The sequence below is a fragment of the Micromonospora sp. WMMD730 genome (genome assembly GCF_049178955.1).
In the GTDB taxonomy this organism is placed as follows: Bacteria; Actinomycetota; Actinomycetes; order Mycobacteriales; family Micromonosporaceae; genus Micromonospora; species Micromonospora wenchangensis.
On sequence record NZ_JBMHML010000002.1, the window covers coordinates 7,097,567 to 7,123,056 of the forward strand.

A 25,490-nucleotide genomic window follows, 5' to 3' on the forward strand; every position below is an offset into this window, starting at 1 on the left:
AGGCTGCGGCGACCGCCGTAGCACCTCCTCAGGACAGGATCCGCTGATGCGCAAGCACGAGACGCGTCGTTGGCTGGCCGGACTTGCCGTGGTGGGCGCGTGTGTCGTCGCCTCCGCCGCTCCCGCCCCGGCTGCCCCCGCGAGCCCCGACGCCTCCCCCGACGTGGCCGCGGCGGCGGGGTTCACCACGTCTGCCAACGACGTCACCCTGGCCCCGGGTGGGCCCGGCAAGACGGTGGTCCTGCGGTTGGTGGGCGATAAACTCCAGGACAGTTACGTCATCACCGTCGACGTCAGCGCGATCGACGCCTTCGCGGAGGTGCGCGGTCCCCTCGAACCGTTCTGCACCCGCGCCGGCACCGTCCTGACCTGTAAGGCCTACCAGGAGGACGCACCGGACCTGGTGTCGTTGTCGATTCACCCACGTGCGGGCGCCCAGGTGGGTCGGGAGGGCCGGATCCGGTTCACCGCGACCACCACCGGATCGGGTACGAGCACCGCCGCTTCGACCGTCCTCGTCGGCGAGGCGGTCGACCTCGTGGCGGGTCCGGCGGTGAAAGTGACAGGTGGTCCGGGTGCCACGGTGCCGGTGGGGCTTTCGGTCGGCAACCAGGGGCGGGAGACCGCCCGGGGCGCGGTGCTGCTCGTGTCGGCGATGTACGGTCTCACCCCGTCGCAGCGCTACCGGAACTGCCGTTACGGCAGCAAGGGCGGCCTGACCAACTTCACGCCGAACCTGTTCGTGTGCACCTTCGACGACGAGATCGCGCCGGGCCGGGTGTTCCGGGTCGGCGGCGGTTTCGGTGTCACCGTGCCCGGCGACGTCTCGGCACCGAACACCCAGACCGGCACCGCCACCTGGTTCACCCCGCAGGACTGGGCGGACCAGCAGCCCAGGTACACCCTCGACCAGCAGGGCACGGGTGAGGTGCTGCGGCTGGAGCAGGTCGGTACCCGACTGCCCGTCGGCGCGTCCCGGGCAGCGCAGACCGACGTCCGGCCGACCGACAACGACACCGCCGTCGAGTTGACCGTCACCGGCAACCAGCGGGCCGACCTGGCCGCCGACGAGGTGCGGATCACCGCCCGGGTGGGCGAGACCGTGCCGGTCACGATCGGTTACACCAACCGGGGGCCGGCCTCGTCGTCCAACGGCGGTCGCGACTTCTACACGATCGTCAAGATGACCGTGCCGAAGGGTGTCACCGCCGTCAAGGTCCCCAGGAACTGCCTCGACGCCGACATCCAGGACGAGGAGGGCGGCCGGCCGGGTGCCCGCGCCTACCTCTGCTACCAGTACGACGTCATCCGCAAGGGCGGGAAGGTGGCCCTGCCGTTCTCGTTCCGGATCGACCGGGCGGGCACCCTGACCGGCCGCACCGAGCTGCTCTACGGCCCGACCACCACGACGGACCTCGACCCGCGCAACGACACCGCGAAGATCCTGGTGAACGCCGGCTCGGGTGGGCAGGGCGCGGACGACGGCACGCTGCCGATCACCGGTTCCCCGACCGTCCTGGTCGCCGGTGTCGGCGGGTCGCTGCTGCTGGCGGGGGTCGGCAGCTACCTGGTGGCGCGGCGTCGCCGGTCGCGCTTCGTGGCCTGACCGGACCCGCCCGGGCGGGCGCTTCATGGCCCGGCCGGGCGGGCCCGGTGGGGTGGGTCGCCGGTCGGAGGGACGCGTGCCGCAACCGTGGGTTCGTGGGCTCGGTATGGTGTGTGGCCGTGGACACAGGTGAGAAGACGCGGGTGGTCGCGGAGACGGTCGCGCTGAACCCGCTCGACCCCAAGGATCTGCTCCAGACCTTCGGGCTGGTCGGCGTGTGGGTGATCCTCTTCGCCGAGACCGGCCTGCTGGTGGGGTTCTTCTTCCCCGGCGACTCGCTGCTGTTCCTGGCCGGGGTCGCCGCGTCGCCGGTGGCCGACGCGATCTTCGGCAGCGGCACCCGGCTCTCGCTGGCCGGGCTGCTGATCGGTGGGCCGCTCTGCGCCATCGTCGGCGCCCAGCTCGGGCACTGGCTCGGTGCCCGCTACGGCCGGCGGATGTTCGAGCGCCCCAACTCCCGGCTCTTCAAGAAGGAGTACGTGGAGAAGGCGGAGTTCTACTTCCAGAAGTTCGGCCCGGCCAAGGCCGTGGTGCTGGCCCGGTTCATTCCGATCGTGCGGACGTTCCTCAACCCGGTGGCGGGTGCGCTCGGCATGCCGGCGAAGCAGTTCCTCCTGTGGAACGTCGTCGGCGCGATCCTCTGGGTGGACGGCATCCTGCTGATCGGCTACCTGCTCGCCGACCAGATCTACAGCGCCATCGGCGACAAGATCGACAGGTACATCCTGCCGGTGGTCGCGCTGATCATCCTGATCTCGGTACTGCCGATCTTCTTCGAGTTCCTGCGCGACCGCAGGGCGCGTCGGCGCGGTGAGGCCGTGGCCGTGATCGCCGCAGCGAGCGCGGTCGGGGCGGTCGAGGCCGTCCGGGACGCCGTCGAGCACCACCACCACGACCAGCCCTCACAGCCGCACCCCGGGCAGCCGGCAGGAGACGCGCAGCCGTACGGCCAGCAGCCCGGCTCCGACCAGCGGTTCCCCCCGCAGACGTACGGGCAGCGCCCGCCACGCGACGGCGGGCGGTACCCGGACCACGGGCAGGGCCACTGACCGGCGGACGACCAACGGCCGGCCCTCGGGGAGAGGACCGGCCGTTGCGTACGCGTACGCCACCGCGGGCACGGTGGTGGATCAGCGAACTGACCGGTGACGGACAGACGTCACCACCCGATGGCGCCACCCCTGGTCCGCCATCGGACGTCGCCCCTGGACGGGACGAACGGGTTCAGTCAGCGGGCCTTCTTGGTGGCCCGCTTGCGCGGCGGCGTGAGGAGGTCGGCGATCGTGGCGATCGCCGACGGCACCAGCCGGTAGTAGGCCCACACACCACGCTTCTCCCGCTCCAGCAAGCCGGCCTCGGTGAGGATGCGGAGGTGGTGGCTGACCGTCGGCTGCGAGAGGCCGAGCGGCGCGGTGAGGTCACACACGCACGCTTCGCCCTCGGGCGCCGACTGGATCAGGCTGAGCAGCCGCAGCCGGGCGGGGTCGGCGAGGGCCTTGAGGACCCCCGCCAGCCGCTCGGCGTCGGCGCGTTCGATCGGCTCGCCGGCAAGCGGCGAGATCTGAGGCATGGTCATTTCAGCCAACGCAGTTCCCACGTATTCCATCCTTCCACCAGCAGCATCGATCCGCCTGCATATCAGCAGATCCGAATCGGCAAATTTTTACGCCACAAGGCCGAGGTCAGCCAACGTATAGGCCGCCCGATACGGCAGTCCGGCGGCACGTACGACGTCGCTGGCGCCACGGTCGACGATCACCGCCACGCCCACGACCTCCGCCCCGGCCTCGCGTAGAGCTTCGACGGCCGTCAACACGCTGCCGCCCGTCGTCGAGGTGTCCTCCACCGCCAGTACCCGCCGGCCGGCCACCTCAGGACCCTCGATCCGCCGTTGGAGACCATGCGCCTTGCCGGCCTTGCGGACGACGAAGGCGTCCAGGGGTCGATCGGTCTCTGCGGCGGCGTGCAACATCGAGATGCCGATCGGATCGGCACCCAGGGTCAACCCACCGACCGCGTCGTAATTCCAGTCGGCGGTCAGCTCACGCATCACCCGACCGACCAGGGGAGCGGCCCGGTGATGGAGAGTCACGCGACGCAGATCGACGTACCACTCCGCCTCCCGCCCCGAGGAGAGCACGACCCGGCCATGGACCACAGCCAGGTCAGTGATGAATTTACGCAGGTCGTCGTGGTCCCCCATGGCGATAGAGGGTACTGCTCAAGTCTGTGGGTCGTGTGTGCGGCCCACCCGGACCGACCATGCGGGCCCTCGATGACTGGCGATGGACGGCTACGCTGCGCGATCGCACCGGCAGAGTTGCGCAGCCACGCCGGAGGCACCGGCGCGTCGACCGGCACCGCCTGCCGCTCACTGCCCGGCCGGGTCGACCTGCCCGCGCCGGTCCCGGAAGGCACCGCGCAGCAGCCGGCGCGGCACGTGCCGCAGGCTCGCCACGGCCAGCTTGTACTTCCAGTCGGGAACGCTCAAGGTTTTGCCTTTTCGCAGGTCACGCAGGGCTTCGGCGACCACGTCGTCGGCCTTGAGCCAGATCCACCGCGGCATGCCGGACATGTCGATGCCGGTGCGTTCGTGGTAGCCGGTGCGGGTGTAGCCGGGGCAGAGCGCCATCACGTGCACCCCCGCCGCGCGGGCCGACTGCCCGATCGATTCGCTGAAGCTGGTGACCCATGCCTTGCTGGCCGGATAGGTGGAGCCGGGCATCACCGGGCCGAAGCCGGCGACCGAAGAGACATTTATCACTGTCCCATTACCGCGCCTCGTCATGGGCCCGAGCGCAGCGTGGGTCAGTCGCAATACCGCGTGCACGTTCAACCGGAGCAGCCGCGTCTCGTCGGCGACGGTGGACCGCAGAAACGGTTGGTTCAGGCTCAATCCGGCATTGTTGACCAGCAGGTCCACCGGGTCGCCGGTGGCCAGTCGCCGTTCCACCCGGGCGCATCCGTCGTCGGTGGACAGATCGGCGGAGATGACCTCCACCCGGTTGCCGTACCGGCCGGTCAGCTCGGCGGCGGTGGCGTCGAGCCGGGTGGTGTCCCGGGCCACCAGGACCAGGTCCCAGCCCTCGGCGGCGAGCTGCCCGGCGAACGCCGCGCCGATCCCTGCGGTGGCACCCGTGATCAGTGCGCACCGGCCGGGCACGGTTCGGTCGACGGTCACGGTTGCTCCTCGGCGGGACGGCGGACCACGTCAGGCCCGGACGCGGTCGGTCCGGCACCGGGATCGGGCCCGGACGCCGCCGGCCCGGCACCGGGATCGGGATCGGGTCGCGACGCGGCCGGTACGGCACCCTGGGCGGCTCCGGACCCGGACCCGGACCCGGACCAGCTTGGCACCGACGGCAGCGCGGGCCCGGGGGACGGGTAGGGCGCGGCGGTGAACGGGGCGGGCCCGTATCCGGGTCGCACCGGCCGCCTGCCGGTGAACCAGCTGTTCGCCGGCCGCAGGGCCAGCAGCACGGCCACCACGAGGTAGCCGAGGGCCTGGGCCACCGAGACGCCCGCGTTCACCGGCACCCACCACGAGGGATAGGCGTCGTCGAGGGTGGTGAAGAGGGCGGCCACCCCCTGGTCGCCGCTGCCCGGCCGCAGCGGCCTGACCCGCTGGCCGACCAGCACGGCCAGGGCGCACCCTCCGGCGAGCAGACCCAGCCCGCAGACCGCCCAGACGCCGACCCGGGCCGCCCGACGGCGGGCGAGCAACCCCCCGGCGAGGCCGACCAGCAGCAGCGCCACCAGCACCGTCAACACCGCCGCACCGACCGTGCCGAGCCGCAGCAGCCGGACCAGCCCGTCGACGTCGCCCGGGTCGGCGTCGGTACCGGCGGCGGCGCCCCGGAACCGGTCGATCGTGCCACCCAGGGCGAGCAGGCTGGTGACGGCGTAGACCCCGGCGGCGAGCGCCATCAGCCCGAGCAGCGCCGCCGCCACGGTGACCACCGGCGGGCGACGGTCCGGCACCTGATCCGGGTACGACACGACGATTCCCTCCGGTAGGCGTCGGTGTGCAACCTACTCGGAGGGAATCGTCGGTGTCGCTGTTACGCGCCCGTCAACTGCCGGCGGGGCGCTGCGGGTCGTCCGGGCCGCTGCCTCCGGTGGGCCGGTCGGGCTCCCCGCCCGACGGCGGCGACCAGGACGGGCCGTCGGACGACTGCGGCTGGTCCGGCACGCCGGGAGTGGCCGACGACGGGCCGGGGGCACCGGGCTGGCCGGGCGCACCGGGCTGCGGGTAGTCCGGCGTCGCCGGGTAGCCGGGGGTGGACGGGTAACCGGGGGTGGGCGGGTAGCCGGGCGTGGCCGGGTAGGTGGCACCCGGGACCGGCGGCTCCCAGCCCGCCTTGGGCTTGCGGAAGAACTCGTTGGACTGCGGCAGGGCGAGCAGGATCAGCGCCGCCAGCAGGGCGAGCAGGCTGACCACGCCGAGCAGGGTGCTGACCGGGTTGTACCAGGAGGGCAGCACGGCGTTCATGCTGCGTTCCAGTTCCTCGGCGCTCGGCGCGTTGCCGGAGGTGGAGCCGGTGGAGCCGCTGAAACCCGCGGCACCGTTGACCAGCCCACCGCCGACGCAGCAGACCATGATGCCGCCGACCACCCAGGTGGCGATCCGGCTGCCGTTCTTGCCCCGGTTGTTGAAGATCGCCAGGACGACGAGGGCGAGCGCGATCAGCAGCAGGACGGCGGACGCGCCGACGGCGAAGACCACGACGGCGGTGCCGAGGCCCTCGACCTCGCTCGCGGTCCCCTCGAAGGCGTCCTCGAACGCCTGGCGCAGCTTCCCGCTGATCGCCAGGGTCAGGATCAGCCCGATCAGTTGGAGCGCCGCGAAGAACATCAGCAGGTAGCTGGAGAGCGTCACCAGACCCGGACGGGTCCGGGCGGGCGTGCTGTGGGAATCGACCATGATTCTCCTTCCTAGATCACCGCACCACGGTAACGTCCGCAGTCCCGTCGCACCGGGTACGACGGAGCCGTACCCGCTGGTGGAGCCGCCGAATCACGGCTGTCGGGCACGGACCGGGACCGGCCGGGGCCGTTGAGGTCACGACTGGCGGACCAGTCGGCGGTGTTCGGCGGTCACCACGGCGAGCAGGAGCAGGTCCACCGCGAGCCCGGTCACCGCGTCGAACTGGTTGACTGTGAAGTTGAAGATCTGCCCGAACAGCAGGTCGACCAGGAGCGCCAGCTTGAACAGCCGGAACGCGGCCCGCCGGTCGTTGCGGAGCAGGAACGCGGCGCGGATGCTCAGCACCCCGGCGACCACGGCCGAGGCGGACACCCCGAGCACCGCGCCCCACTCGCCGAGCTGGTCCAGCTCGCCGGTGACGCCCTCGGTGGCGACCGCCACCACCGTCGCCACCGGCTCGACGACCAGGTAGGCCACCACCAGCAGGACCACCCAACGCTGGGCGGTCAGCCGGACCAGCGCGTCACGCAGCCGGTCCACCCAGGGCTGCCAGAACCGCCGCGGCGGTGGTTCCCGGTGCGGCACCACGTCCAGCAGCGCGGACACCCCCGACTCGACCTCCGGGCCGGCACCCCGGACCAGCCGCAGGGTGGCCGTTCGCTGTCGGTCGGTGAGCCCCCGGCCGACACCGCCGACGATCACGTCCAACGCGTTGGCCACCCGTTCGCCGGGGGTCGGGCGCAGCCGTTCGCGCAACGCCTGGGTGATCACCACCAGCAGGGCGAAGACGGCGTAGATGATCCCGGCGGCCGGCCGGTAGAAGTAGTCGGTGCCGGCGGTGACGAACTTGCCGACCTCGTCGATGAACAGCCCGAAGCCGATCCCGGCGAGCACCGCCCCGGTCATCCGGGCGGGCCCGCCGAGGAAGACCAGCGCGACGCCCAGCCCGACGGTCATCAGCAGGCCGCCCCAGAGCACGTGCGCGACGTGCAGGCCGCCGCCGCCGAGCTGCGGGTAGCCGGTGGCGTGCAGGAACGCCCGGGTGACCAGCACCGTCGCCACCCCGGACAGCACGAACGCCTGCAGGTACGCCGCAGCGTCCACCGCGCGCGGTGGCAGCCGGCGGCGCAGCGACGGTGACATCGCCTCCGAGGCTAGTAGCCGCGCCACTCGCTGCGGGCGTAGTCGAGCACCCTGGGCCTCAACAGGGTGGAGGCGGGCACGTCGAGCCGGCCCCGGTCGGCGGGGAAGGCCGCCGCCGCCCGCAGCACCGCCGGGTCGAGAAAACGCAGCCGGGGCGCGTCCACCGGCAGTTCCAGCAGCGGCGGGGTGCCGCCCGGGGCGGCGAGCACGAACCCCCAGTCACCGAACGACGGCACGTCGACGTGGTACGGCACGGTGGCGAAGCCGGCCGCACGGATCGACGCCTCGATCGACCAGTACGACCGGGGCGCGAAGTACGGCGACCCGGACTGCACCACCAGCCGGGCGCCCTCGGCGAGCACCGAACGGATCAACGCGTAGAACTCGACGGTGTAGAGCTTGGCGGTGGCCGTCTCGTCCGGGTCGGGCAGGTCGGCGACGACCACGTCGAAGCGCTCACCGGCGGTACGCAGCCAGCCGAACGCGTCGGTGTTGAGCACCCGGACCCGGGGGTCGTCGAGGGAGCCGCCGTTGAGCGCGCGTAACTGCGGTTCGGAACGGGCCAGCGCCACCACCGCCGGGTCGAGGTCGACCACGGTCACCCGGCGCACGTCCGGATACCGCAGGATCTCGCGTACGGCGAGACCGTCGCCGGCACCGAGGACCAGCACCTCGCCGCGCGGGCCGCGCATCGCCGGGTGCACCAGCGCCTCGTGGTAGCGGTACTCGTCGATCGAGCTGAACTGGAGGTCGCCGTTGAGGAACAGCCGCAGGTCGGTGTCGGAGTGGCCGACCTCGCGTACCGACCGGGTCAGCACAATCTCCTGGTAACGGGAGCGTTCGGCGTGCACCACCGGGTCGCGGTAGAGCTGCTGGCGGCTGGTCACCTCGAAGTCGGCGGCGGTGACCCAGGCGTACCCCAGGCAGAGGGCGACCACGACGGAGCCGGCGCCCAGCACGAGCCGGGCCCGGCGGCTCAGCTCGGCGCGGAACACCGTGCAGACCAGGGCCAGGCCGGCCACCGCGTTCACCGCGCCGACCACCAGGGCACCCTTGAGCTGGCCGAAGACCGGGATCAGCAGGAACGGGAAGGCGAGCCCGCCGAGCAGCGCGCCGACGTAGTCGGCGGCGAACAGGTCGGCGACCGCGCTGCCGGCGGCCTGCTCCCGGATGCGTTGCAGCATCACCATCAGCAGCGGGATCTCCGCGCCGATCAGCAGACCCAGCACGAACGCGGTGCCGACCAGCGCCGGGCCGTACAGGTCGAGCCAGGCGAACGCGGCGTAGAGGCCGAGCACCGACAGGCCGCCGAGCAGGGCCAGGGTCAGCTCGATCACCGCGAACGCGGCGGCGGCCCGGGGCTGCAACGGCTTGGCGACCAGCGCCCCGATCCCCATCGCGAAGACCATCACGCCGAGCACGATCGACGCCTGCCCGACCGTGTCGCCGATCAGGTAGCTGCCGAGCGCGACCAGGGCCAGCTCGTACACCAGGCCGCAGGCGGCGCAGACGAAGACCGCGAGCAGCACCGACGCGCGGGCCAGCCGCCAGCGCGGCCGGACCGCCGGGGTGTCGTCGACCGTGGTCACCGCGCCCCCCGGAAACGCCCGGCCGGCGTCGCCGCCCGCTGCCGGCCGCGCTGGACGAACCCGACGGTGATCAGCAGCGCGGCGACCAGCAGCAGGCCGGCGGTGGCGAGCAGCCAACCCCAGCGGTCTCGCAGGAAGTCGTTCCCGGCGTCCGGCAGCGCGCCGGCCGGCACGGCCGGGTCGGCGGTCGGGGTGGCGGCGGGCGGGGCGACACCGGCCTCGGCGACCAGCAGCGGCAGGGTCACCGCGGCCCGGCAGATCGCCCAGCCCGGATCGTCGATGAACGTGTCGGTGTCCAGCCCGAACCGGCCCAGCCCGTTGTCGACAGCCCACAGGTCGGCTCGGTCGAGGTCGTCGGAGCCGGAGACGGTGACCGTCGCCCAGTCGTTGCTCTCGCTGCTGGACGACGTGTACATGATCCGGGCCCGGACCTCCACCCAGCGCGGGCAGCGGGCGTCCCCGGTCACCGGCACCCCGTCGCCGAGGTTGGAGCCGACGCTGACCTCCGCGCCGGACGACCTCTCCAGCCGCCAGCCGTAGCAGATGCCCTGGCTGTCGGCCGCCTGCACGAGCAGCGGCACGGTGTCGGCACGCTCGTCGGCCGCCGGACCGGGCACGGTGGTGCCCCCGGAGTCCCGGTTGAGGATGCTGCTGCCCACGCAGACCAGCGCCATCACGCCGATGAAGAGCCAGACGACCCAGGCGCCCGAGTTCTGCTTCGCCTTCGCCGGCTGCTTCGCCGTGGTCATCAGCTGATGGCGGCGGCGATGATCGCGCCGGTGGCGAGGTGCACCATCGCCGACACCCAGACCGCCGGGTGCGGCTGCTGGTCCACCAGCAGCGTGCCCAGCTTGCCCGGGGTCAACGCGTCGAGCAGTACGAACGCCAGGGCCATGATGACCAGCCCGACGATCCCGTACGCGGCGGCACCGACCAGGCCGAGCAGGAAGTCGTCCTCACTGGCGGCGATCGCGGCGACCACGATGATGCCGACGCCGGCCAGGTTCGAGGTCAGCAGCAGCGCGGCGTTACGGTTGCGTTCGGTCCAGATCAGCTCGTGGAGCTTCCCCGGGGTGGCCACGTCGACCAGCACGTAGCCGACGGCCATCAGGACGACACCGACCACCCCGTAGGCGAGGGTGACCAGCAGGTCGGTGACCAGGTTCTGCACAGCGTGCTCCAGGGGTTCGTTCGGTCGGGGTCGGTACGCGTCACTTGCCGGAGCCGGGACCGCCGCCGCGCACGGTGCTGCCCCGACCCCAGCCCCAGTGGCTGCCCACCGTCGAGTGGTAACGCGGGTAGGCGGTGCGCATCCGCTCCAGCAGGATCAGCGAGCCGGCGGCGATCGGCAGGATCACCAGCGAGTCGTCGTCGTAGCGCAGGTAGACGCCGCTGCCGTCGACGTACTGGTCGGCCGGCTTCCAGGCGTCGGTGACGTCCTTGGCCACCTGGCTCGGGGTGCGGTTCGAGGTGTACGCGATGGCGTCCCGCCCGATGTCCCGGCTCGCCGCCCGGGTGTAGCGGTCCTCGATGTAGCCCCGGGGCGAGAAGTTGCCGTAGAAGATCGCGAAGGCGGCGACCAGCGCACCGACGACCGCGAAGGCCACCCCCACCACGAACCAGCGTCGGTACGTCACGGTGTTACCTCCGTTCGCGACTGCGGGGCTCGCCGATCGTGCGGGAGCGTCACCGCCGTCTCGGTCAGGACCAGTTCGTTGGTCTGGGGGTACGCGTGCCAGGTGCGCCAGGCCACCGTCCCGGCCGGCGCATCGGGGCGTACGGCCAGCGCGGTCACCGCGTCCGGGTCCCCGGGAAAGACCCCGACCAGGGCGTACGGGTCGTCGGCCAGGTCGGCGCGGAGCGCGGCGATCCGGGTGTGCAGCTCCCCCTCGGCGGGGCGCAGCACGGTGGCGGCGAACCGGTAACCGCCCGCCTCGTCGTGCAGGTCGCCAGGCAGGTGCGGGGGCCGACCGGGCAGGCAGGCGACCGTCTCGACCAGCCCACCGGGCCGATCGGGGGCGGTCGCGTCGGCACCTGCCGCCGGGACGGCGAGGACGACCTGGTGGGAGGCACCGAGCAGGCGCAGCCGCAGCCGGACGTCACCGGGCAGGGTCAGGTCACGGACGTGCAGGGCGGGGCGTTCCGGGCCACCGAGCGCCAGGCTCAGGTCGGCCGCGCACGTGTCGACGTACGGGGTGTCCAGGCTGACCAGCACGATCAGGACCCCACCGGGCCGGACTGCGGGTACACCATCACGTCGGCGCGGTGCAGCCGCTCACCCCGACCCACCTCCCAGCCGGCCTCCCCGTACGCCTCGAAGGAGAGCCGGTCGCCGCCCTGGCCCCGGTAGTCCTGGTAGCGGACGGTGCCGTACGGGTCGAGACCGGTGCTGCCGGTGGCCGAGTAGCGGGCCTGGCCGGACTCCTCCCAGGAGTAGCGGCGGCCGGCGAAGTCGAGGGTCGGTGCGCCCGGGGTGAGCGTCGCGGTCGGCTCGGCCGTCCAGAGCACCAGCTCCAGGTCCGGGTCCTCCTCGACGGAGAGCCAGCGCTTGTCGCCCTCGACGGTGTCCAGCAGGTGCTCGGCCCAGCTCCAGCCGCCCTCGACCAGGTGCACCGAGCCCCGGACCGCGTAGGACACGCCACGGATCTCGACGATGTCGCCTGGCTTGAGCTTGCGGGGGTCACCGCGCAGCGCGTCGGAGTCGGTGTCGCGGAACGGGTCCTTCGCCGGTGTCGGGCGGGCCGGTTTGCGGCTCCGGCTGAAAGCCACCGCCGCCACCACGATCCCGGCGACCCCGATCAGACACCCCAACGCCGCCACGACGTACGCGACTGAACCGTTCACCCCGACCACCTCCCCAAGTGCATCGGCGGAGACGGTAACAACCCCGCGCACCCCGCGCACCTGGGGAAACTCAGCGAATTCTGAGTGAGAGATCAGCTACTCAGCGTGCCTGTCGGGAGGTGGGCCGGACAGCCGGTCGGCCGCGTACCCACGCAGCGTGGTGGTGCCCATCGTGCAGCCGGCGAACGTGGTGAACTCGGCGTCGTCGTCGCCCAGCGCCGTCCAGGCCGCCCGGGCCGCCGCCGGGTCGACCTGCTCCAGCAGCGTCGCCGCGTACGCCCGCCCGGCTGGCGAACCGTGCCGCAGCAGCCAGTCGACCTGCTCGCGGGCCTGCCGGGGGCGCTGCGCGAACGCCTCCTCGACCCGCCGGTACGCCTCGGTCACCGGCAGCAGCGTGCCGGCGAACCCCACCCCACCGAAGGCGACGGTGTCCGCCCCGGCGAGTTCCCGCACGGCGGCGTCCAGCTCCGGATCGCCACTCTTCTTCCGCATCCCGAACATGCCCCTTTCCTTTCCCCGCCCCGCACCACCCCACCCACCCCCGCCCACCCCACCGCGCCCCGCACTCAGCCCCGCCCAACCGCGGTGATCAAGAGGTTTGCGTCACCGGAGAGCGCTCCCGGTGACGCAAACCTCTTGATCGCCGAGGGCGGGAGGGCCGGCGCGGGGCGATCAAGAGGTTGGCGTCAGGAGAAGGCGCTCTCGTGACGCGAATCTCTTGATCACCGGGACGGGAGGGGCGGGGCGAGGGCCGGGGCGAGGAGGGGGAGGGGGAGGGGGCAGCGGTGGAGGGGCCGGCCCCGCCGGGGTGGCGGGGCCGGGCCGGTGGGTACGGGGGGTCAGGAGGCGGTGACGGTGAGGCCGCTCTTGTCGTCGGACAGGTCGACCCGCACGGTGTCGCCGTCCCTGACCACGCCACCCAGCAGGGCCTTGGCGAGCTGGTCGCCGATGGCCGACTGGACCAGGCGACGCAGCGGCCGGGCACCGTAGATCGGGTCGTACCCGTGCTCGGCGAGCCAGGTCCCTGCGGGTTCGCTGACGTCCAGCGCCAACCGGCGGTCGGCGAGCCGCCGGCGCAGCCGGTCGAGTTGGATGTCGACGATCGAGCGCAGGTCGTCCCCGCGCAGCGCGGCGAAGACCACGATGTCGTCGAGCCGGTTGAGGAACTCCGGCTTGAAGTGCGAGCGGACCACCGCCAGCACCCCCTCGCGGCGCTGCTCGTCGGCGAGCGTCAGGTCGCTGATCACCGACGATCCCAGGTTGGACGTGAGGATCAGGATCGCGTTGCGGAAGTCGACCGTACGACCCTGGCCGTCGGTGAGCCGGCCGTCGTCGAGCACCTGGAGCAGGATGTCGAAGACGTCCGGGTGGGCCTTCTCCACCTCGTCCAGCAGGATCACCGAGTACGGCCGGCGGCGCACCGCCTCGGTGAGCTGCCCGCCCTCCTCGTAGCCGACGTATCCGGGCGGGGCACCGACCAGACGGGCGACGGAGTGCTTCTCGCCGTACTCGCTCATGTCGATGCGGACCATGGCCCGCTCGTCGTCGAAGAGGAACTCGGCGAGCGCCTTGGCAAGCTCGGTCTTGCCGACGCCGGTGGGGCCGAGGAACAGGAAGCTGCCGGTGGGGCGGTCCGGGTCGGCGACGCCGGCCCGCGCCCGGCGTACCGCGTCGGAGACGGCACCGACGGCCTCGGCCTGGCCGACGACGCGGCTGCCCAGCGACTCCTCCATCCGCAGCAGCTTGGCGGTCTCGCCCTCCAGCAGCCGACCGGCCGGGATGCCCGTCCAGGAGGCGACGACGGCGGCGATGTCGTCCGCGCCGACCTCCTCCTTGAGCATCGCGCCGTCGGCCTGGAGCCGGGCCAGTTCCTCCTCGGCCGTCGCCAGGTCCGCCTTGAGCGCCGGGATCCGGCCGTAACGCAGCTCGGCGGCGCGTTCCAGCTCGCCGTCGCGTTCGGCCCGCTCGGCCTCGCCGCCGAGGCGTTCCAGCTCCTCCTTGGCGGTGGAGAGCTTGGTGATGTGGCTCTTCTCGGTCTGCCAGCGCTCGGACAGCGCGGTGAGCTGCTCACGCTTGTCGGCCAGCTCCTTGCGCAGCCGCTCCAGCCGCTCGGCGGAGGCGGCGTCGGGCTCCTTGGCCAGCGCCATCTCCTCGATCTCCAGCCGGCGGACCGCCCGTTCGATCTCGTCCACCTCGACCGGCCGGGAGTCGATCTCCATGCGGAGCCGGGACGCGGACTCGTCGACCAGGTCGATCGCCTTGTCCGGCAGGAACCGGTCGGTGATGTACCGGTCGGACAGCGACGCGGCGGCGACCAGGGCGGCGTCGGTGATCCGGACGCCGTGGTGCACCTCGTAGCGCTCCTTGAGGCCACGCAGGATGCCGATGGTGTCCTCGATGGTCGGCTCGCCGACCAGCACCGGCTGGAACCGGCGCTCCAGCGCCGGGTCCTTCTCGATGTGCTCGCGGTACTCGTCGAGGGTGGTCGCGCCGACCATCCGCAGCTCACCCCGGGCGAGCATCGGCTTGAGCATGTTGCCGGCGTCCATCGAGCCCTCGCCCTTGCCCGCGCCGACCACCGTGTGCAGCTCGTCGAGGAAGGTGATGACCTGCCCGTTCGAGTTCTTGATCTCCTCCAGGACGGACTTGAGCCGCTCCTCGAACTGGCCCCGGTACTGCGCACCGGCGACCATCGCGCCGAGGTCGAGCGAGACCAACTTCTTGTCCCGCAGCGACTCGGGCACGTCCCCGGCCACGATCCGCTGGGCCAGGCCCTCGACGATCGCGGTCTTGCCGACGCCGGGCTCGCCGATCAGCACCGGGTTGTTCTTGGTACGCCGGGAGAGCACCTGGATCACCCGACGGATCTCGGAATCCCGCCCGATCACCGGGTCGATCTTGCCGTCCCGGGCGCTGGCGGTGAGGTCGACGCCGTACTTGGCCAGCGCCTGGTAGGTCTGCTCCGGGTCGGCGGTGGTGACCCGCCGGTCCCCGCCGCGCACCGTCGGAAACGCGGCGACCAGGTTCTCCTCGGTGGCCCCGGCGGTCTTCAGCGCGTTGGACACCGCGCCACCCACCCGGGCCAGGCCGGCGAGCAGGTGCTCGGTGGAGGTGTACTCGTCGCCGAGCGGACGGGCGATCTGCTCGGCGGCGCCGATGGCGTTGACGAACTCGCGGGCGAGGGTGGGCTCGGCGATGCTGGACCCACGGGCGGCGGGCAGCGCGTCGACCGAGCGCTGCGCGACCCGGCGCAGCCCGGCGGGGTCGGCACCCACGGCGCGCAGCAGGCCGGCGGCGGTGGAGCCGTCGGTGTCGAGCAGGGCCAGCAGCAGGTGCCAGGGTTCCACGGTGGCGTGACCACGCTGGTTGGCCAGCGCGACCGCACCGGTGATGGTTTCGCGGCTCTTGGTGGTGAGTCGTTCCGTGTTCATGGGCTCCCCCGGGATCGGCGTGTCCACTAGTAAGAGACACCATCAGAGTTGAGCCTATTCCGCTCAACTCTGCCAACGTGGCGTGGGTCACAATCTCCGGGGACGGGCGGCGTTCGGTGGCCAGCGGGACAGGCGGGACGTGCAGGGCGTCTCGTGACCGGCCCGCAGCACACACCGGCGGCCGGTCTCCAGTCGGACGTCGCAGAAGACCCGGTGACGTACCCCCTGATCATCCTCGATGGACACGGTGGTCTCGCCGGGGTCCACGTGGGCGAGGAAGGCCAGCGAGCGGGCCGCCGTCCGGGCGAGCACCTTGGCCCGCAGCGGCATGAGCAACATCGGCCCGATGGCGGTGTCGAACGGGGTCGGACCCCGCAATATCGCCCCCGACGAGTGGATCTGTCATCGCGGTTCCTCCTGGGCGGTCGGTTGTTCCGGGCGGAGCGGTGCGGTGCGGTGGGTGCAGGCGCGGTGACCGGGCGGCGCGGTGAGGGGTGTGACCCGTCGGGGGGTGGGTGGATACGGGCGGTGGCGGGGATGGCACGCTCGCGAGCAGGGCAGACATCCGTCGGGCCGAGGTGGAGGGCAGGGTATAACCTCTCGTCCGTGCGAGTACGAGTCGAACAGACCGCCCTACCGGGAATCGGCGTCCGTCATGACCTGATGACGGAGTCCGGCCGCCGGCTCGGTGTGGTCTCCCACCGCAATGGCCGCCGCGACCTGGTCCTCTACGACCCGGACGATCCCGACTCCTGTCAGCACGACATCCCGCTGACCGACGACGAGGCCGAGGCGCTCGCCGACATCCTCGGCGCGTCGCTGATGCTGGGTCAGCTCTCCGGCCTGCGCGAGCAGGCGGCCGGGCTGCTCACCGAGCAGATCGCCATCCCGGCCGGGTCGAAGTACGTCAACAAGCGGCTCGGTGACACCAAGGCACGCACCCGCACCAGCGCCTCGATCGTGGCGGTGCTCCGGCAGGGCGAGGTCAACGTCTCGCCCGATCCCACCTTCCGCTTCGCGGCCGGTGACGTGGTGGTCGTGGTCGGTACCCGGCAGGGTCTCGACGGGGTGACCGCCATCCTCGCCGACAGTGACCCGGACGGCTGAGGCGGATGCACGAAACCACAACCCTACTGGTCGAGGTTGGCGCTCTCCTCCTGCTGCTCGGGCTGCTCGGTCGACTCAGCCGCCGGTTCGGCGTCTCCCCCATCCCGCTCTACCTGCTCGCCGGCCTCGCGTTCGGCCACGGCGGTCTGCTGCCGCTGGCCGCCAGCGAGGAGTTCTTCGCCGTCGGCGCCGAGATCGGCGTCATCCTGCTGCTGGTCATGCTCGGCCTGGAATACAGCGCCAACGAGTTGGTCGGCAACCTGCGCTCGGCGGCGCCGGCCGGCCTGATCGACGCGGTCCTCAACGCCCTGCCCGGGTTCGGCTTCGCGCTGCTGCTCGGTTGGGGCTGGGTGGCGGCCGTGGTGCTCGGCGGCATCACCTGGATCTCGTCCTCCGGGGTGATCGCCAAGGTGCTCGGCGACCTCGGCCGGGTCGGTAACCGGGAAACCCCGGTCATCCTGTCCGTGCTGGTCATCGAGGACCTGGCGATGGCGCTCTACCTGCCGCTGGTGACCGCGCTGCTGGCCGGCGTTGGCCTGGTCAAGGGCGGCATAGCGCTGGGCATCGCGGTGCTCACCGTGGTGGTCGTGCTGGTCGTCGCCATCCGCTTCGGCCACCTGATCTCCGCCGCCCTGTCGGCGAAGGACCCGGAGGCGCTGCTGCTCGGGGTGCTCGGCCTGACCCTGCTGGTCGCCGGGATCGCCGCCCGGCTCCAGGTCTCCGCCGCCGTCGGGGCGTTCCTGGTCGGCATCGCCCTGTCCGGGCCGGTGGCGCACCACGCCACCGAACTGCTCTCCCCGCTGCGGGACCTCTTCGCCGCCGTCTTCTTCGTCTTCTTCGGCCTGGTCACCGACCCCCGGGACATGCCGCCGGTGCTGCTGCCCGCGATCGCGCTGGCCGTGGTCACCATGGGGACGAAGCTGGTCACCGGCTACCTGGCGGCCCGCCGGGCCGGGATCGCCGAGCCAGGCCGGTGGCGGGCCGGTTTCGCCCTGATGCCCCGCGGTGAGTTCTCCATCGTCATCGCCGGTCTCGCGGTCGCCGCCGGCACCGTCGAACCCAAGCTGGCCGCGCTCGCCACGGCGTACGTGCTGATCACCGTGATCACCGGTCCGATGCTCGCCCGGCTGCCCGACATGCACTGGTTCAAGCAGCGGGTGCGGCGGAGGATCGCCGCCCGCCAGGCCCGGCCGGTACCGGCCACGGACTGAGTTTCGCCTGGCCAGGTCGACCGCACGGGTCGGCCTGGCCAGGGCATCCGTTGCCGAATTGCTTCCCGGCAGGTCTTCCGCCGGCCGGGTGACGGCGGCTAGCGTTGCGCCCCAGCAGGCCAGGGTCTCGCGGGCGGACGGAGGCATCCCGCGGGCGTGAGCGGGAAGGTTGCCGGGTGAGCGCGCACGGTCCGACGTTCCGCGGCTTCGCCAACCCCGTCGACCCGTCACCGGCGGAGTTGCGGGCCTGGGCGTACCAACCCGACTCGGTGCCGTTGACCTCGCTGCCCCAGGACTGGGACCTGCTGGTGGCGGGTGACCACCTGGTGCTCACCCTCTTCGAGCTGGCCCGGGACCCGGCCTGCCCGGCCCGCCGTTTCGCCCTGCACTGCCTCTACATCTACGCCGCCGACGGCATCCGGACGAAGTTCCGCGCCCACCCCCGGCGTCGGTTCCGCAAGCTGGTGGAGCAGGCCGAGCGCGACGGCGACGAGTTGGTGCGCAACTGGGCGCACAACAGCCGGATGCTGCTGGCCCGGCAGGAACTCTTCACCTACCACGACTGGTGCGAGGGCGGCCTGGTCCGGGACAACCGCCGCCTCGGCTGACGTCGCGGTCGGGCCGGAGCCGCCCCACCACGCCCGGACGGCGAACGGGCCGGGACCCCCCGTGGGTCCCGGCCCGCACGTCGGCGGATCGTCAGCGTTGCGATCCGCCCTGGTCGCCGCGTTTCGGCTCGGCCTGCCCCCGGTTCGCCCTGCGGGCGTTCCGGTCGGCGAACCTGCCGTCCTTCACGGTGTCGGAGAACGTGCCCCGGGTGACCCGGTCGAACTTCTTCCGGACGTTCTCGGCCACCTGGTCGAGCCGCTCCTCCGCCTGCCGGGCCACCTTCTTCGCCGATTCCGCCACGGTTCCCCCCCCCCGCTGCCGAAGTCCGGATTGGTCCGCTTGCGCCTGATTCACAGGTTAACGGGACAGCCCCACTCCCGGCGGAGGAATGCCTGAACCCCGCCGGTCAGCGTCCCGCCTCGGGGAGATTCACTCCAGATACGCCGAATAGCGGCATCCCGTCGAGGGGATGCCGCTATTCGCGCCCAGAAGTGTTGATCATGCCGGTCGGGTGCGGCGAGGGCACCGGAGCACCCGACCGGAAGTGTCGATCAGGTGGGGCCGGTGCGGCGGGGACGCCAGACCACCAGCGCCGTCGAGGTGCGGCTGGTCGGCACCAGGTCGCCCCGGGAGAAGCCGCTGGCCAGCGTCTCCAGCTCGGCGATCCGCCGGTACGCGGCGTCCAGCTCCGCCTCCAGCCGGGCCACCCGCTGCTGGGCCTGCTCCACCAGGCGTTCCAGCCCGATGATCCGCTTCACCCCGGCCAGGTTGACGCCCTCGTCCTGGCTGAGCCGCTGCACCTCGCGCAGCAGGACGACGTCCCGCACGCTGTAGCGTCGCCCGCCACCGGCCGCCCGACCGGCCTGCACCAGGCCGAGCCGGTCGTACTGGCGCAGCGTCTGCGGGTGCATGCCCGCCATCCGTGCCGCAACCGAGATCATCAGCACCTTGGCCTCGTAGGCAGGGTCACCCGAACCGACGAACCCGTCCGACATCCCACTCACCTCCGCACCCGTCCACCGGTCAACCGACCCGACGCACCCGCGCGTCGAGATGTTCCCGGGCGGCCGGCGGCGTCGCCCCGGCGAACGACTCCAGCGCCGCCCGCGCCTCGTCCGACACCGTCGCCGGCACCACCACATCCAGCGTGACCAGCAGGTCGCCGGCCCGCCCGTCCCGTCGTACGACACCCTTGCCCCGGGCCCGCAGCACCCGCCCGGACGGGGTGCCCGGCGGGACGCGCAGGGTCACCGCGCCGTCCAGCGTGGGTATCCGCAGGTCGGTGCCGAGCACCGCCTCGGCGAAGGTGATCGGCACGGCCAGCGTCAGATCGTCACCGGTACGCCCGAACAGGTCGTCCGGGCGGACCTTCACCTGCACGAACAGGTCACCCGCCGGCCCACCGCGCTGCCCCGGCTCGCCCCGCCCGGCCAGCCTGATCCGCTGGCCGTCGGCCACCCCGGCGGGGAACCGGACGTTGAGCGTGCGGGCCTTGGTGACCCCGCCGGTGCCCTGGCACTCGGGGCACTTCTCCTCGACGACCGTCCCGACGCCCTGGCAGTTGCGGCACGGCTCGGAGAAGCTGAACGACCCCTGGTCCCGGGTGGTCACCCCGGCACCGTGACAGACCGGGCAGGCGGTCGGTTGGGTACCCGGCTTCGCGCCGTTGCCGTGGCAGGTGTCGCAGACCCCGGGGGCGCGCAACGTCAACGGCAGGGTGACGCCCCGGACGGCGTCGCCGAAGTCGAGCGCGACCTCGGCCTCCACGTCCCGGCCCCGGGCCGGTCCACGCGCCCGGGTCGGGCCGGCGCCACCACCGCCGGAGAAGATCGAACTGAACAGGTCGGTGAAGCCGCCGCCACCGAACCGGTTGTCCCCGCCCCCGCCGCCGCCGAACAGGTCGGAGACGTCGAACGGGACCCCGCCGGGCTGACCCGGGCCGCGGGCGCCCCGCCGGAACGCGCCCGAGCCGAACAGCGAGCGCATCTCGTCGTACTCGCGGCGTTTGGCGTCGTCGCCGAGCACCGCGTACGCCTCGGAGACGCCCTTGAACCGCTCCTCGGCCTTCGGGTCACCGGGGTTGTGGTCCGGGTGCGACTCCCGGGCCAGTTTCCGGTACGACTTCTTGATCTCGTCCGAGGAGGCGGACTTCTCCACGCCCAACGTGGCGTAGAAGTCCTTCTCGATCCAGTCCTTGGAACTCACCGGTCCACCCCCTTCCGTGAGATGTGGCCCGGTCGCCCCGCCCGCCTCGGGAGGCGGGCGGGGCGACCGGATGGCCGTGCACTACTCCGGGTCGGCGACCGCGACCATGGCCGGCCGCAGCAGCCGCTCGCCGAGCAGGTAACCCCGACGCATCACCTGCACGCAGGTGGGCTCGTCGACGTCCGGTGAGGTCTGGTGCGCGACCGCCTCGTGCCGGGTCGGGTCGAACGGGTCGCCCTGCTCGCCGAAGGGCGTCAGGCCGAACTTGCCCAGCGCCGTGGTGAGCTGCTCCGCCACGGTGCCGAACGGCCCGACCAGGTCGCCGTGTTCCCGGGCCCGGTCCAGGTCGTCCAGGATGGGCAGCAGCGCGGCGAGCACCGAGCCGGTCGCCTGCTCCTGGACCACGCCCCGGTCCCGGTCCACCCGCTTGCGGTAGTTGGCGTACTCCGCCGACACCCGCTGCAGGTCCCGGGTCCGCTCGTCCAGCTCGGCCCGGAGGGCCTCCAGCTCGGCGCCGAGCGGGGAGCCCGTGGCGCTGCCGTCGACCGGCTGCGCGGGGGCGTCCACCACCGGCGGACCGGTCGGTGCCGGGTCGTCGAGGGCGGTGGCCTCGGCCTCGATCTCGTCGACCACCACCTCGGACTCCTCGACCAGCCCCTCGGCCGGGACGTCGGCCCCGGCGTCGGCGGCGGCGGGCGTCTCCTCGGTCTTGCCGAGCTTGCGGTTGTCCCGGATGACGACCCGCGGCCCGTCGTCGGTGGGCGCGGAGCCACCCGGCGTCGACCCGGAGGTGTCCGGGTCGGCGGCTCGTGGCTTCTCCGTCATGCGACTACCTCGTTCCCTGTGCGGTGGCGCGGACCGTCACTTCTTGTCCTCGTCCACGATCTCCGCGTCGACCACGTCGTCCGGGCCGCCCGCCTTGGGGGCCCCGGCGGCCCCGGCGGCACCCGCGCCGGCTCCGGCACCCGCGCCCGCACCGGCCGCGCCCGGCTGCTCCCCCTGCTCGGCCTGCTGCGAGTAGAGCAGCGAACCGGCCTGCTGGGAGACCTGGGCGAGCCGCTCGTGGGCCGCCTTGATCTTCTCGATGTCCTGGCCGCCGAGCGCGCCCCGCAGCTCACCGAGGGCCTCGTTGAGCTGCTCCCGGTTCTCCGTGGGCAGCTTGTCGCCGCTCTCGGCGAGGAACTTCTCGGTCTGCCACTGGAGCGCCTCGGCCACGTTGCGGGTCTCGGCCTCCTCCCGGCGACGCTTGTCGTCGTCGGCGTGCTCCTCGGCGTCCCGGCGCATCCGCTCGATGTCGTCCTTCGGCAGCGACGAGCCGCCGGTGATCGTCATCTTCTGTTCCTTGCCGGTGCCCAGGTCCTTGGCGTGCACGTTGACGATGCCGTTGGCGTCGATGTCGAAGGTGACCTCGATCTGCGGCACGCCGCGCGGCGCCGGCGGAAGGCCGGTCAGCTCGAAGGTGCCGAGCTTCTTGTTGTACGCCGCGATCTCGCGCTCGCCCTGGAACACCTGGATCAGCACCGACGGCTGGTTGTCGTCGGCCGTGGTGAAGACCTCGGAGCGCTTGGTCGGGATGGTGGTGTTGCGCTCGATGAGCTTGGTGAAGATGCCGCCCTTGGTCTCGATGCCCAGGCTCAGCGGGGTCACGTCGAGCAGCAGGACGTCCTTGACCTCGCCCTTGAGCACACCGGCCTGCAGGGCCGCGCCGACGGCGACGACCTCGTCCGGGTTGACGCCCTTGTTGGGGTCGCGACCGGTGAGCTGGTTGACCAGGTCGGTCACGGCCGGCATCCGGGTGGAGCCGCCGACCAGGATCACGTGGTCGACGTCGGCGATCTTGATGCCGGCGTCCTTCACGGCCTGCTCGAACGGGCCCTTGCAGCGGTCCAGCAGGTCCTGCGTCATCCGCTGGAACTCGGCGCGGCTGAGCGTCACGTCCAGGTGCAGCGGGCCGGCCGACCCGGCGGTGATGTACGGCAGGTTGATGTTGGTGGTGGTGGCCGCCGACAGCTCGATCTTGGCCTTCTCGGCCGCCTCGCGGAGCCGCTGCAGCGCCATCTTGTCCTGGCCCAGGTCGATGCCGTGCTCGCCGCGGAACGTCTTCACCAGGTGGTCGATGATGCGCTGGTCCCAGTCGTCGCCGCCGAGCTGGTTGTCACCGCTGGTCGACTTGACCTCGACGACGCCCTCGGCCAGCTCCAGCAGGGACACGTCGAAGGTGCCGCCACCGAGGTCGAAGACCAGGACGGTCTGCTCCTTGGAGCCCTTGTCCAGCCCGTACGCCAGGGCCGCCGCGGTCGGCTCGTTGACGATCCGCAGCACGTTGAAGCCGGCGATCTCGCCGGCCTCCTTGGTGGCCTGGCGCTGGCCGTCGTTGAAGTAGGCGGGCACGGTGATCACCGCGTCGGTGATCTGCTCGCCCAGGTAGGCCTCGGCGTCCCGCTTGAGCTTCATCAGCGTGCGCGCCGAGATCTCCTGCGGGGTGTACTTCTTGCCGTCGATGTCGACGGTCCAGTTGGTGCCGATCTCCCGCTTGACCGAGCGGATGGTCCGGTCCGGGTTGGTCACCGCCTGGCGCTTGGCGACCTCACCGACGAGCACCTCGCCGTTGCGGGCGAACGCGACGATCGACGGGGTCGTCCGCGAGCCCTCAGCGTTGGCGATGACGGTGGGCTCACCGCCCTCGAGAACGCTGACGCAGGAGTTCGTCGTGCCGAGGTCGATACCGACCGCACGTGCCATCTTCGCTTCCTCGCTTCGTAACGGATGGGCAGGTCAGGTGGCCTACCCGGCGGGCCGCCCGGAGCGACCGCACCACAAGTTGAGTGAACTTGACTCAATAGTGCCACGCGATCGCCAAAGCGCAAGTCGAGTTGAGCCGACCCGACGCAACCTGACCGTTACTACCCTCCGGTTGTCTCTGTTGCATCGGTCGGGCACGCTTTAGCGGTGACGACGCACGGCGATCCCGCCACCCGGTCCGGCGCGCCCACCGTCGCCGCCCGCACCGGGTCGTCGGAGACCGACGAGACGCCGCCCGGCCCCACCGGAGACGGCCTGCCCGCCGCCCTCACCGGCCTGCGGGCCGCGATCGGCGCGGCCCGGTTCCCGCTGGCGCTGCCCTCGGCCGAGCCGGCGCGGCACACCGGCCGGGCGCTGACCGACCAGCTCGACGACTACCTGCTGCCCCGGCTGGCCCGGCTCGACGCCCCGCTGCTCGTGGTCGTCGGCGGCTCCACCGGTGCGGGCAAGTCCACACTGGTCAACAGCCTGGTCCAGGCCCGGGTGAGCGCCGCCGGGGTGCTGCGCCCCACCACCCGCTCCCCGGTGCTGGTCTGCAACCCCGCCGACGCCGCCTGGTTCCGCCAGGGCGAGCTGCTGCCCGGCCTGACCCGCACCAACGAGCCCAGCGAGGACCCGGGCACCCTGCACCTGGTCACCGCCCCCGCGCTCGCACCGGGGCTGGCCTTCCTCGACGCCCCCGACATCGACTCGGTGGTCGACGCCAACCGCGCCCTCGCCGGCCAGCTGCTCGCCGCCGCCGATCTCTGGCTCTTCGTCACCACCGCCGCCCGGTACGCCGACGCCGTCCCGTGGGAGCTGCTGCGCGCCGCCCGCTCCCGGGGGGCCTCGATCGCCATGGTGCTCGACCGGGTGCCCCCCGAGGCCGCCGACGAGATCGCCGCCCACCTGTCCGAGATGCTCGCCGCCCAGGAGCTGGGCGCGGCGCCGCTGTTCGTCCTGCCCGAGACCTGGGTCGACGGCCAGGGCCTGCTGCCCGACCGGGTGACCGCGCCGCTGGGCGGCTGGTTCGCCCGGCTCGCCGCCGACGCCGAGGCCCGCGCCGCCGTGGTCCGGCAGACCCTGGACGGCGCGCTCGCCTCCCTGCACCCCACGGTCGAGGCACTCGCCGACGCCGCCGACGAGCAGGTGGCCGCCGCCGACGCGCTGGACGACCGGGTCCGGGCCGCCTACCAGGGCGCGCACCGCACCGTGGCCGAGGGCATGAAGGACGGCCGGCTGCTGCGTGGCGAGGTGCTCGCCCGCTGGCAGGAGTTCGTCGGCACCGGGGAGTTCTTCCGGACGCTGGAGGCCCGGATCGGCAGGCTGCGCGACCGGCTCGTCGCCGCGGTCACCGGCCGGCCCGCCACCCCCGCCACCGAGCTGCGCAACGCCATCGAGTCGCAACTGGTGACCCTGCTGCGCGGGGTCGCCGCCGAGGCTGCGGAGCACACGTACACCGCCTGGAAGGCGCACCCCGCCGGGGCCGCACTGCTCGAACCGTCGCTTGCGCACGCCTCGGCCGACCTGCCCGAACGGGCCGAACGGCTGGTCCGGGACTGGCAGCGTGCCGTGCTGGAGCTGGTCCGGGAGGAGGGCGGCGACCGGCGGTTCGTGGCCCGTACGGCCGCGTACGCGGTCAACGCCACCGGGCTGGCCGTGATGATCGCCGTCTTCGCCTCCACCGCGTTCATCCCCACCGGTCTGGAGGTGGCGACCGGGGCGGGCACCACGGTCGCCGCGCAGGCCGTGCTCCAGGCGATCTTCGGCGACCAGGCGGTGCGTACCCTCGCCGCGAAGGCCCGGGGCGACCTGCTGGAGCGGGTCCGCACGCTGCTCGACGAGGAGGCGGCCCGCTACCTGGCCCGCACCGACGCCGCCCGGCCCGGTCCGGAGGCCGCCGCCGGCCTGCGTCGGGCCGCCGCCCGGGTCGAGGTGGCCCGGCACCGCAGCGGCCTCGCCGACCAGGCCGGCCCGGCGCTACCGACCCCGACCCCGACCCCGACCCCCGAGGACGGCATCCGGTGACCAACATCG

General features: G+C 72.5%; 24 protein-coding genes and 2 pseudogenes. 6 read left to right on the plus strand and 20 right to left on the minus strand.

All coding sequences use genetic code 11. The annotated features are described in order from the left end of the window. Positions 1-46: 46 nt before the first annotated feature. Together ACN265_RS30435 and ACN265_RS30440 are read left to right on the plus strand one after the other, a co-directional pair. Positions 47-1,606, plus strand: a complete 1,560-nt coding sequence (locus ACN265_RS30435) for an LPXTG cell wall anchor domain-containing protein (protein ID WP_421410821.1) — start codon at positions 47-49, stop codon at positions 1,604-1,606. Between the two features lie 113 nt (positions 1,607-1,719). After that, positions 1,720-2,493, plus strand: a pseudogene (locus ACN265_RS30440) (DedA family protein); the annotation flags it as partial. A 341-nt stretch (positions 2,494-2,834) separates the two neighbouring features. Here ACN265_RS30440 and ACN265_RS30445 read toward each other — a convergent pair. From ACN265_RS30445 to ACN265_RS30515, 15 genes and pseudogenes are all read right to left on the minus strand, one after another. Continuing rightward, positions 2,835-3,212, minus strand: a complete 378-nt coding sequence (locus ACN265_RS30445) for an ArsR/SmtB family transcription factor (protein WP_007454255.1) — start codon at positions 3,210-3,212, stop codon at positions 2,835-2,837. A 57-nt stretch (positions 3,213-3,269) separates the two neighbouring features. Then, positions 3,270-3,809, minus strand: a complete 540-nt coding sequence (gene pyrE, locus ACN265_RS30450) for an orotate phosphoribosyltransferase (protein WP_088641922.1) — start codon at positions 3,807-3,809, stop codon at positions 3,270-3,272. A gap of 168 nt (positions 3,810-3,977) precedes the next feature. Further along, a complete protein-coding gene (locus tag ACN265_RS30455; RefSeq protein WP_204928473.1) occupies positions 3,978-4,787 on the minus strand; it encodes an SDR family NAD(P)-dependent oxidoreductase in 810 nt (269 codons plus the stop codon). Positions 4,788-4,981: 194 nt separating this feature from the next. Further along, positions 4,982-5,605: pseudogene (locus tag ACN265_RS30460) on the minus strand (hypothetical protein); the annotation flags it as partial. Positions 5,606-5,678: 73 nt separating this feature from the next. Further along, positions 5,679-6,530, minus strand: coding sequence for a hypothetical protein (locus ACN265_RS30465; RefSeq protein WP_421410823.1), 852 nt, complete (start codon positions 6,528-6,530; stop codon positions 5,679-5,681). A gap of 138 nt (positions 6,531-6,668) precedes the next feature. Further along, on the minus strand, positions 6,669-7,652 hold the full coding sequence (locus tag ACN265_RS30470; RefSeq protein ID WP_421411695.1) for a hypothetical protein: 984 nt from the start codon (positions 7,650-7,652) through the stop codon (positions 6,669-6,671). A gap of 35 nt (positions 7,653-7,687) precedes the next feature. Continuing rightward, on the minus strand, positions 7,688-9,265 hold the full coding sequence (locus ACN265_RS30475; protein ID WP_421410824.1) for a polyamine aminopropyltransferase: 1,578 nt from the start codon (positions 9,263-9,265) through the stop codon (positions 7,688-7,690). Continuing rightward, positions 9,262-10,014, minus strand: coding sequence for a hypothetical protein (locus tag ACN265_RS30480; RefSeq protein WP_421410825.1), 753 nt, complete (start codon positions 10,012-10,014; stop codon positions 9,262-9,264). The genes ACN265_RS30475 and ACN265_RS30480 overlap by 4 nt, the downstream gene beginning before the upstream one ends. Next, positions 10,014-10,436, minus strand: a complete 423-nt coding sequence (locus tag ACN265_RS30485; RefSeq protein WP_204928477.1) for a DUF350 domain-containing protein — start codon at positions 10,434-10,436, stop codon at positions 10,014-10,016. Before ACN265_RS30485 ends, ACN265_RS30480 begins: the two co-directional genes overlap by 1 nt. A 40-nt stretch (positions 10,437-10,476) precedes the next feature. Continuing rightward, positions 10,477-10,902 carry a DUF4247 domain-containing protein gene (locus tag ACN265_RS30490; protein ID WP_204928478.1) on the minus strand — a complete coding sequence of 142 codons (426 nt, stop codon included), beginning with the start codon at positions 10,900-10,902 and terminating at the stop codon, positions 10,477-10,479. Further along, positions 10,899-11,480 carry a DUF2617 family protein gene (locus tag ACN265_RS30495; RefSeq protein ID WP_421410827.1) on the minus strand — a complete coding sequence of 194 codons (582 nt, stop codon included), beginning with the start codon at positions 11,478-11,480 and terminating at the stop codon, positions 10,899-10,901. Before ACN265_RS30495 ends, ACN265_RS30490 begins: the two co-directional genes overlap by 4 nt. Positions 11,481-11,482: 2 nt before the next feature. Beyond that, complete coding sequence (locus ACN265_RS30500) at positions 11,483-12,109, minus strand: DUF4178 domain-containing protein (protein WP_421410829.1); 627 nt, start codon at positions 12,107-12,109, stop codon at positions 11,483-11,485. A gap of 96 nt (positions 12,110-12,205) precedes the next feature. Continuing rightward, the gene (locus tag ACN265_RS30505) at positions 12,206-12,610 is read right to left on the minus strand and encodes a hypothetical protein (protein WP_420116532.1); all 405 of its coding nucleotides are present in this window, start codon (positions 12,608-12,610) and stop codon (positions 12,206-12,208) included. A gap of 338 nt (positions 12,611-12,948) precedes the next feature. After that, positions 12,949-15,540 carry an ATP-dependent chaperone ClpB gene (gene clpB / locus ACN265_RS30510; RefSeq protein ID WP_421410830.1) on the minus strand — a complete coding sequence of 864 codons (2,592 nt, stop codon included), beginning with the start codon at positions 15,538-15,540 and terminating at the stop codon, positions 12,949-12,951. A gap of 87 nt (positions 15,541-15,627) precedes the next feature. After that, positions 15,628-15,879 (minus strand): hypothetical protein, encoded by a 252-nt coding sequence (locus tag ACN265_RS30515; protein WP_421410831.1) that lies wholly within the window; start codon positions 15,877-15,879, stop codon positions 15,628-15,630. A 267-nt stretch (positions 15,880-16,146) separates the two neighbouring features. On the opposite strand from ACN265_RS30515, the gene ACN265_RS30520 reads away from it, so the two are divergent. The 3 genes from ACN265_RS30520 (at position 16,147) to ACN265_RS30530 (ending at position 18,466) form a co-directional block, all read left to right on the plus strand. Beyond that, complete coding sequence (locus ACN265_RS30520) at positions 16,147-16,647, plus strand: cation:proton antiporter regulatory subunit (RefSeq protein WP_088641912.1); 501 nt, start codon at positions 16,147-16,149, stop codon at positions 16,645-16,647. Positions 16,648-16,652: 5 nt separating this feature from the next. Then, the gene (locus tag ACN265_RS30525) at positions 16,653-17,858 is read left to right on the plus strand and encodes a cation:proton antiporter (RefSeq protein ID WP_420115548.1); all 1,206 of its coding nucleotides are present in this window, start codon (positions 16,653-16,655) and stop codon (positions 17,856-17,858) included. Between the two features lie 176 nt (positions 17,859-18,034). After that, complete coding sequence (locus ACN265_RS30530; protein WP_145917277.1) at positions 18,035-18,466, plus strand: hypothetical protein; 432 nt, start codon at positions 18,035-18,037, stop codon at positions 18,464-18,466. Positions 18,467-18,557: 91 nt separating this feature from the next. Here the strand turns inward: ACN265_RS30530 and ACN265_RS30535 are convergent, their stop codons facing one another. The 5 genes from ACN265_RS30535 to dnaK all read right to left on the minus strand — a co-directional run bounded on the left by ACN265_RS30535 (position 18,558) and on the right by dnaK (position 23,414). Continuing rightward, the gene (locus ACN265_RS30535; RefSeq protein ID WP_421410833.1) at positions 18,558-18,767 is read right to left on the minus strand and encodes a hypothetical protein; all 210 of its coding nucleotides are present in this window, start codon (positions 18,765-18,767) and stop codon (positions 18,558-18,560) included. 251 nt (positions 18,768-19,018) lie between these two features. After that, positions 19,019-19,462, minus strand: coding sequence for a heat shock protein transcriptional repressor HspR (locus ACN265_RS30540; RefSeq protein ID WP_088641908.1), 444 nt, complete (start codon positions 19,460-19,462; stop codon positions 19,019-19,021). Positions 19,463-19,490: 28 nt separating this feature from the next. Then, on the minus strand, positions 19,491-20,672 hold the full coding sequence (gene dnaJ, locus ACN265_RS30545; RefSeq protein WP_421410835.1) for a molecular chaperone DnaJ: 1,182 nt from the start codon (positions 20,670-20,672) through the stop codon (positions 19,491-19,493). 81 nt (positions 20,673-20,753) lie between these two features. Next, complete coding sequence (grpE, locus tag ACN265_RS30550; RefSeq protein WP_204928489.1) at positions 20,754-21,497, minus strand: nucleotide exchange factor GrpE; 744 nt, start codon at positions 21,495-21,497, stop codon at positions 20,754-20,756. Positions 21,498-21,533: 36 nt separating this feature from the next. After that, entirely contained in the window at positions 21,534-23,414 is a 1,881-nt protein-coding gene (dnaK, locus tag ACN265_RS30555) for a molecular chaperone DnaK (protein ID WP_357925029.1), read from the minus strand. A 207-nt stretch (positions 23,415-23,621) separates the two neighbouring features. On the opposite strand from dnaK, the gene ACN265_RS30560 reads away from it, so the two are divergent. Further along, positions 23,622-25,481, plus strand: a complete 1,860-nt coding sequence (locus tag ACN265_RS30560; RefSeq protein ID WP_421410837.1) for an ABC transporter — start codon at positions 23,622-23,624, stop codon at positions 25,479-25,481. The last annotated feature ends 9 nt before the right edge of the window (positions 25,482-25,490 follow it).

Bases quoted from the DNA above. Each gene is read 5' to 3' on its own strand.
- ACN265_RS30435 (WP_421410821.1), top strand. From the start codon at position 47: ATGCGCAAGCACGAGACGCGTCGTTGGCTGGCCGGACTTGCCGTGGTG.
- ACN265_RS30445 (WP_007454255.1), bottom strand. From the start codon at position 3,212: ATGGAATACGTGGGAACTGCGTTGGCTGAAATGACCATGCCTCAGATC.
- pyrE (WP_088641922.1), bottom strand. From the start codon at position 3,809: ATGGGGGACCACGACGACCTGCGTAAATTCATCACTGACCTGGCTGTG.
- ACN265_RS30465 (WP_421410823.1), bottom strand. From the start codon at position 6,530: ATGGTCGATTCCCACAGCACGCCCGCCCGGACCCGTCCGGGTCTGGTG.
- ACN265_RS30480 (WP_421410825.1), bottom strand. From the start codon at position 10,014: ATGACCACGGCGAAGCAGCCGGCGAAGGCGAAGCAGAACTCGGGCGCC.
- ACN265_RS30505 (WP_420116532.1), bottom strand. From the start codon at position 12,610: ATGTTCGGGATGCGGAAGAAGAGTGGCGATCCGGAGCTGGACGCCGCC.
- clpB (WP_421410830.1), bottom strand. From the start codon at position 15,540: ATGAACACGGAACGACTCACCACCAAGAGCCGCGAAACCATCACCGGT.
- ACN265_RS30515 (WP_421410831.1), bottom strand. From the start codon at position 15,879: ATGTTGCTCATGCCGCTGCGGGCCAAGGTGCTCGCCCGGACGGCGGCC.
- ACN265_RS30525 (WP_420115548.1), top strand. From the start codon at position 16,653: ATGCACGAAACCACAACCCTACTGGTCGAGGTTGGCGCTCTCCTCCTG.
- ACN265_RS30540 (WP_088641908.1), bottom strand. From the start codon at position 19,462: ATGTCGGACGGGTTCGTCGGTTCGGGTGACCCTGCCTACGAGGCCAAG.
- grpE (WP_204928489.1), bottom strand. From the start codon at position 21,497: ATGACGGAGAAGCCACGAGCCGCCGACCCGGACACCTCCGGGTCGACG.
- dnaK (WP_357925029.1), bottom strand. From the start codon at position 23,414: ATGGCACGTGCGGTCGGTATCGACCTCGGCACGACGAACTCCTGCGTC.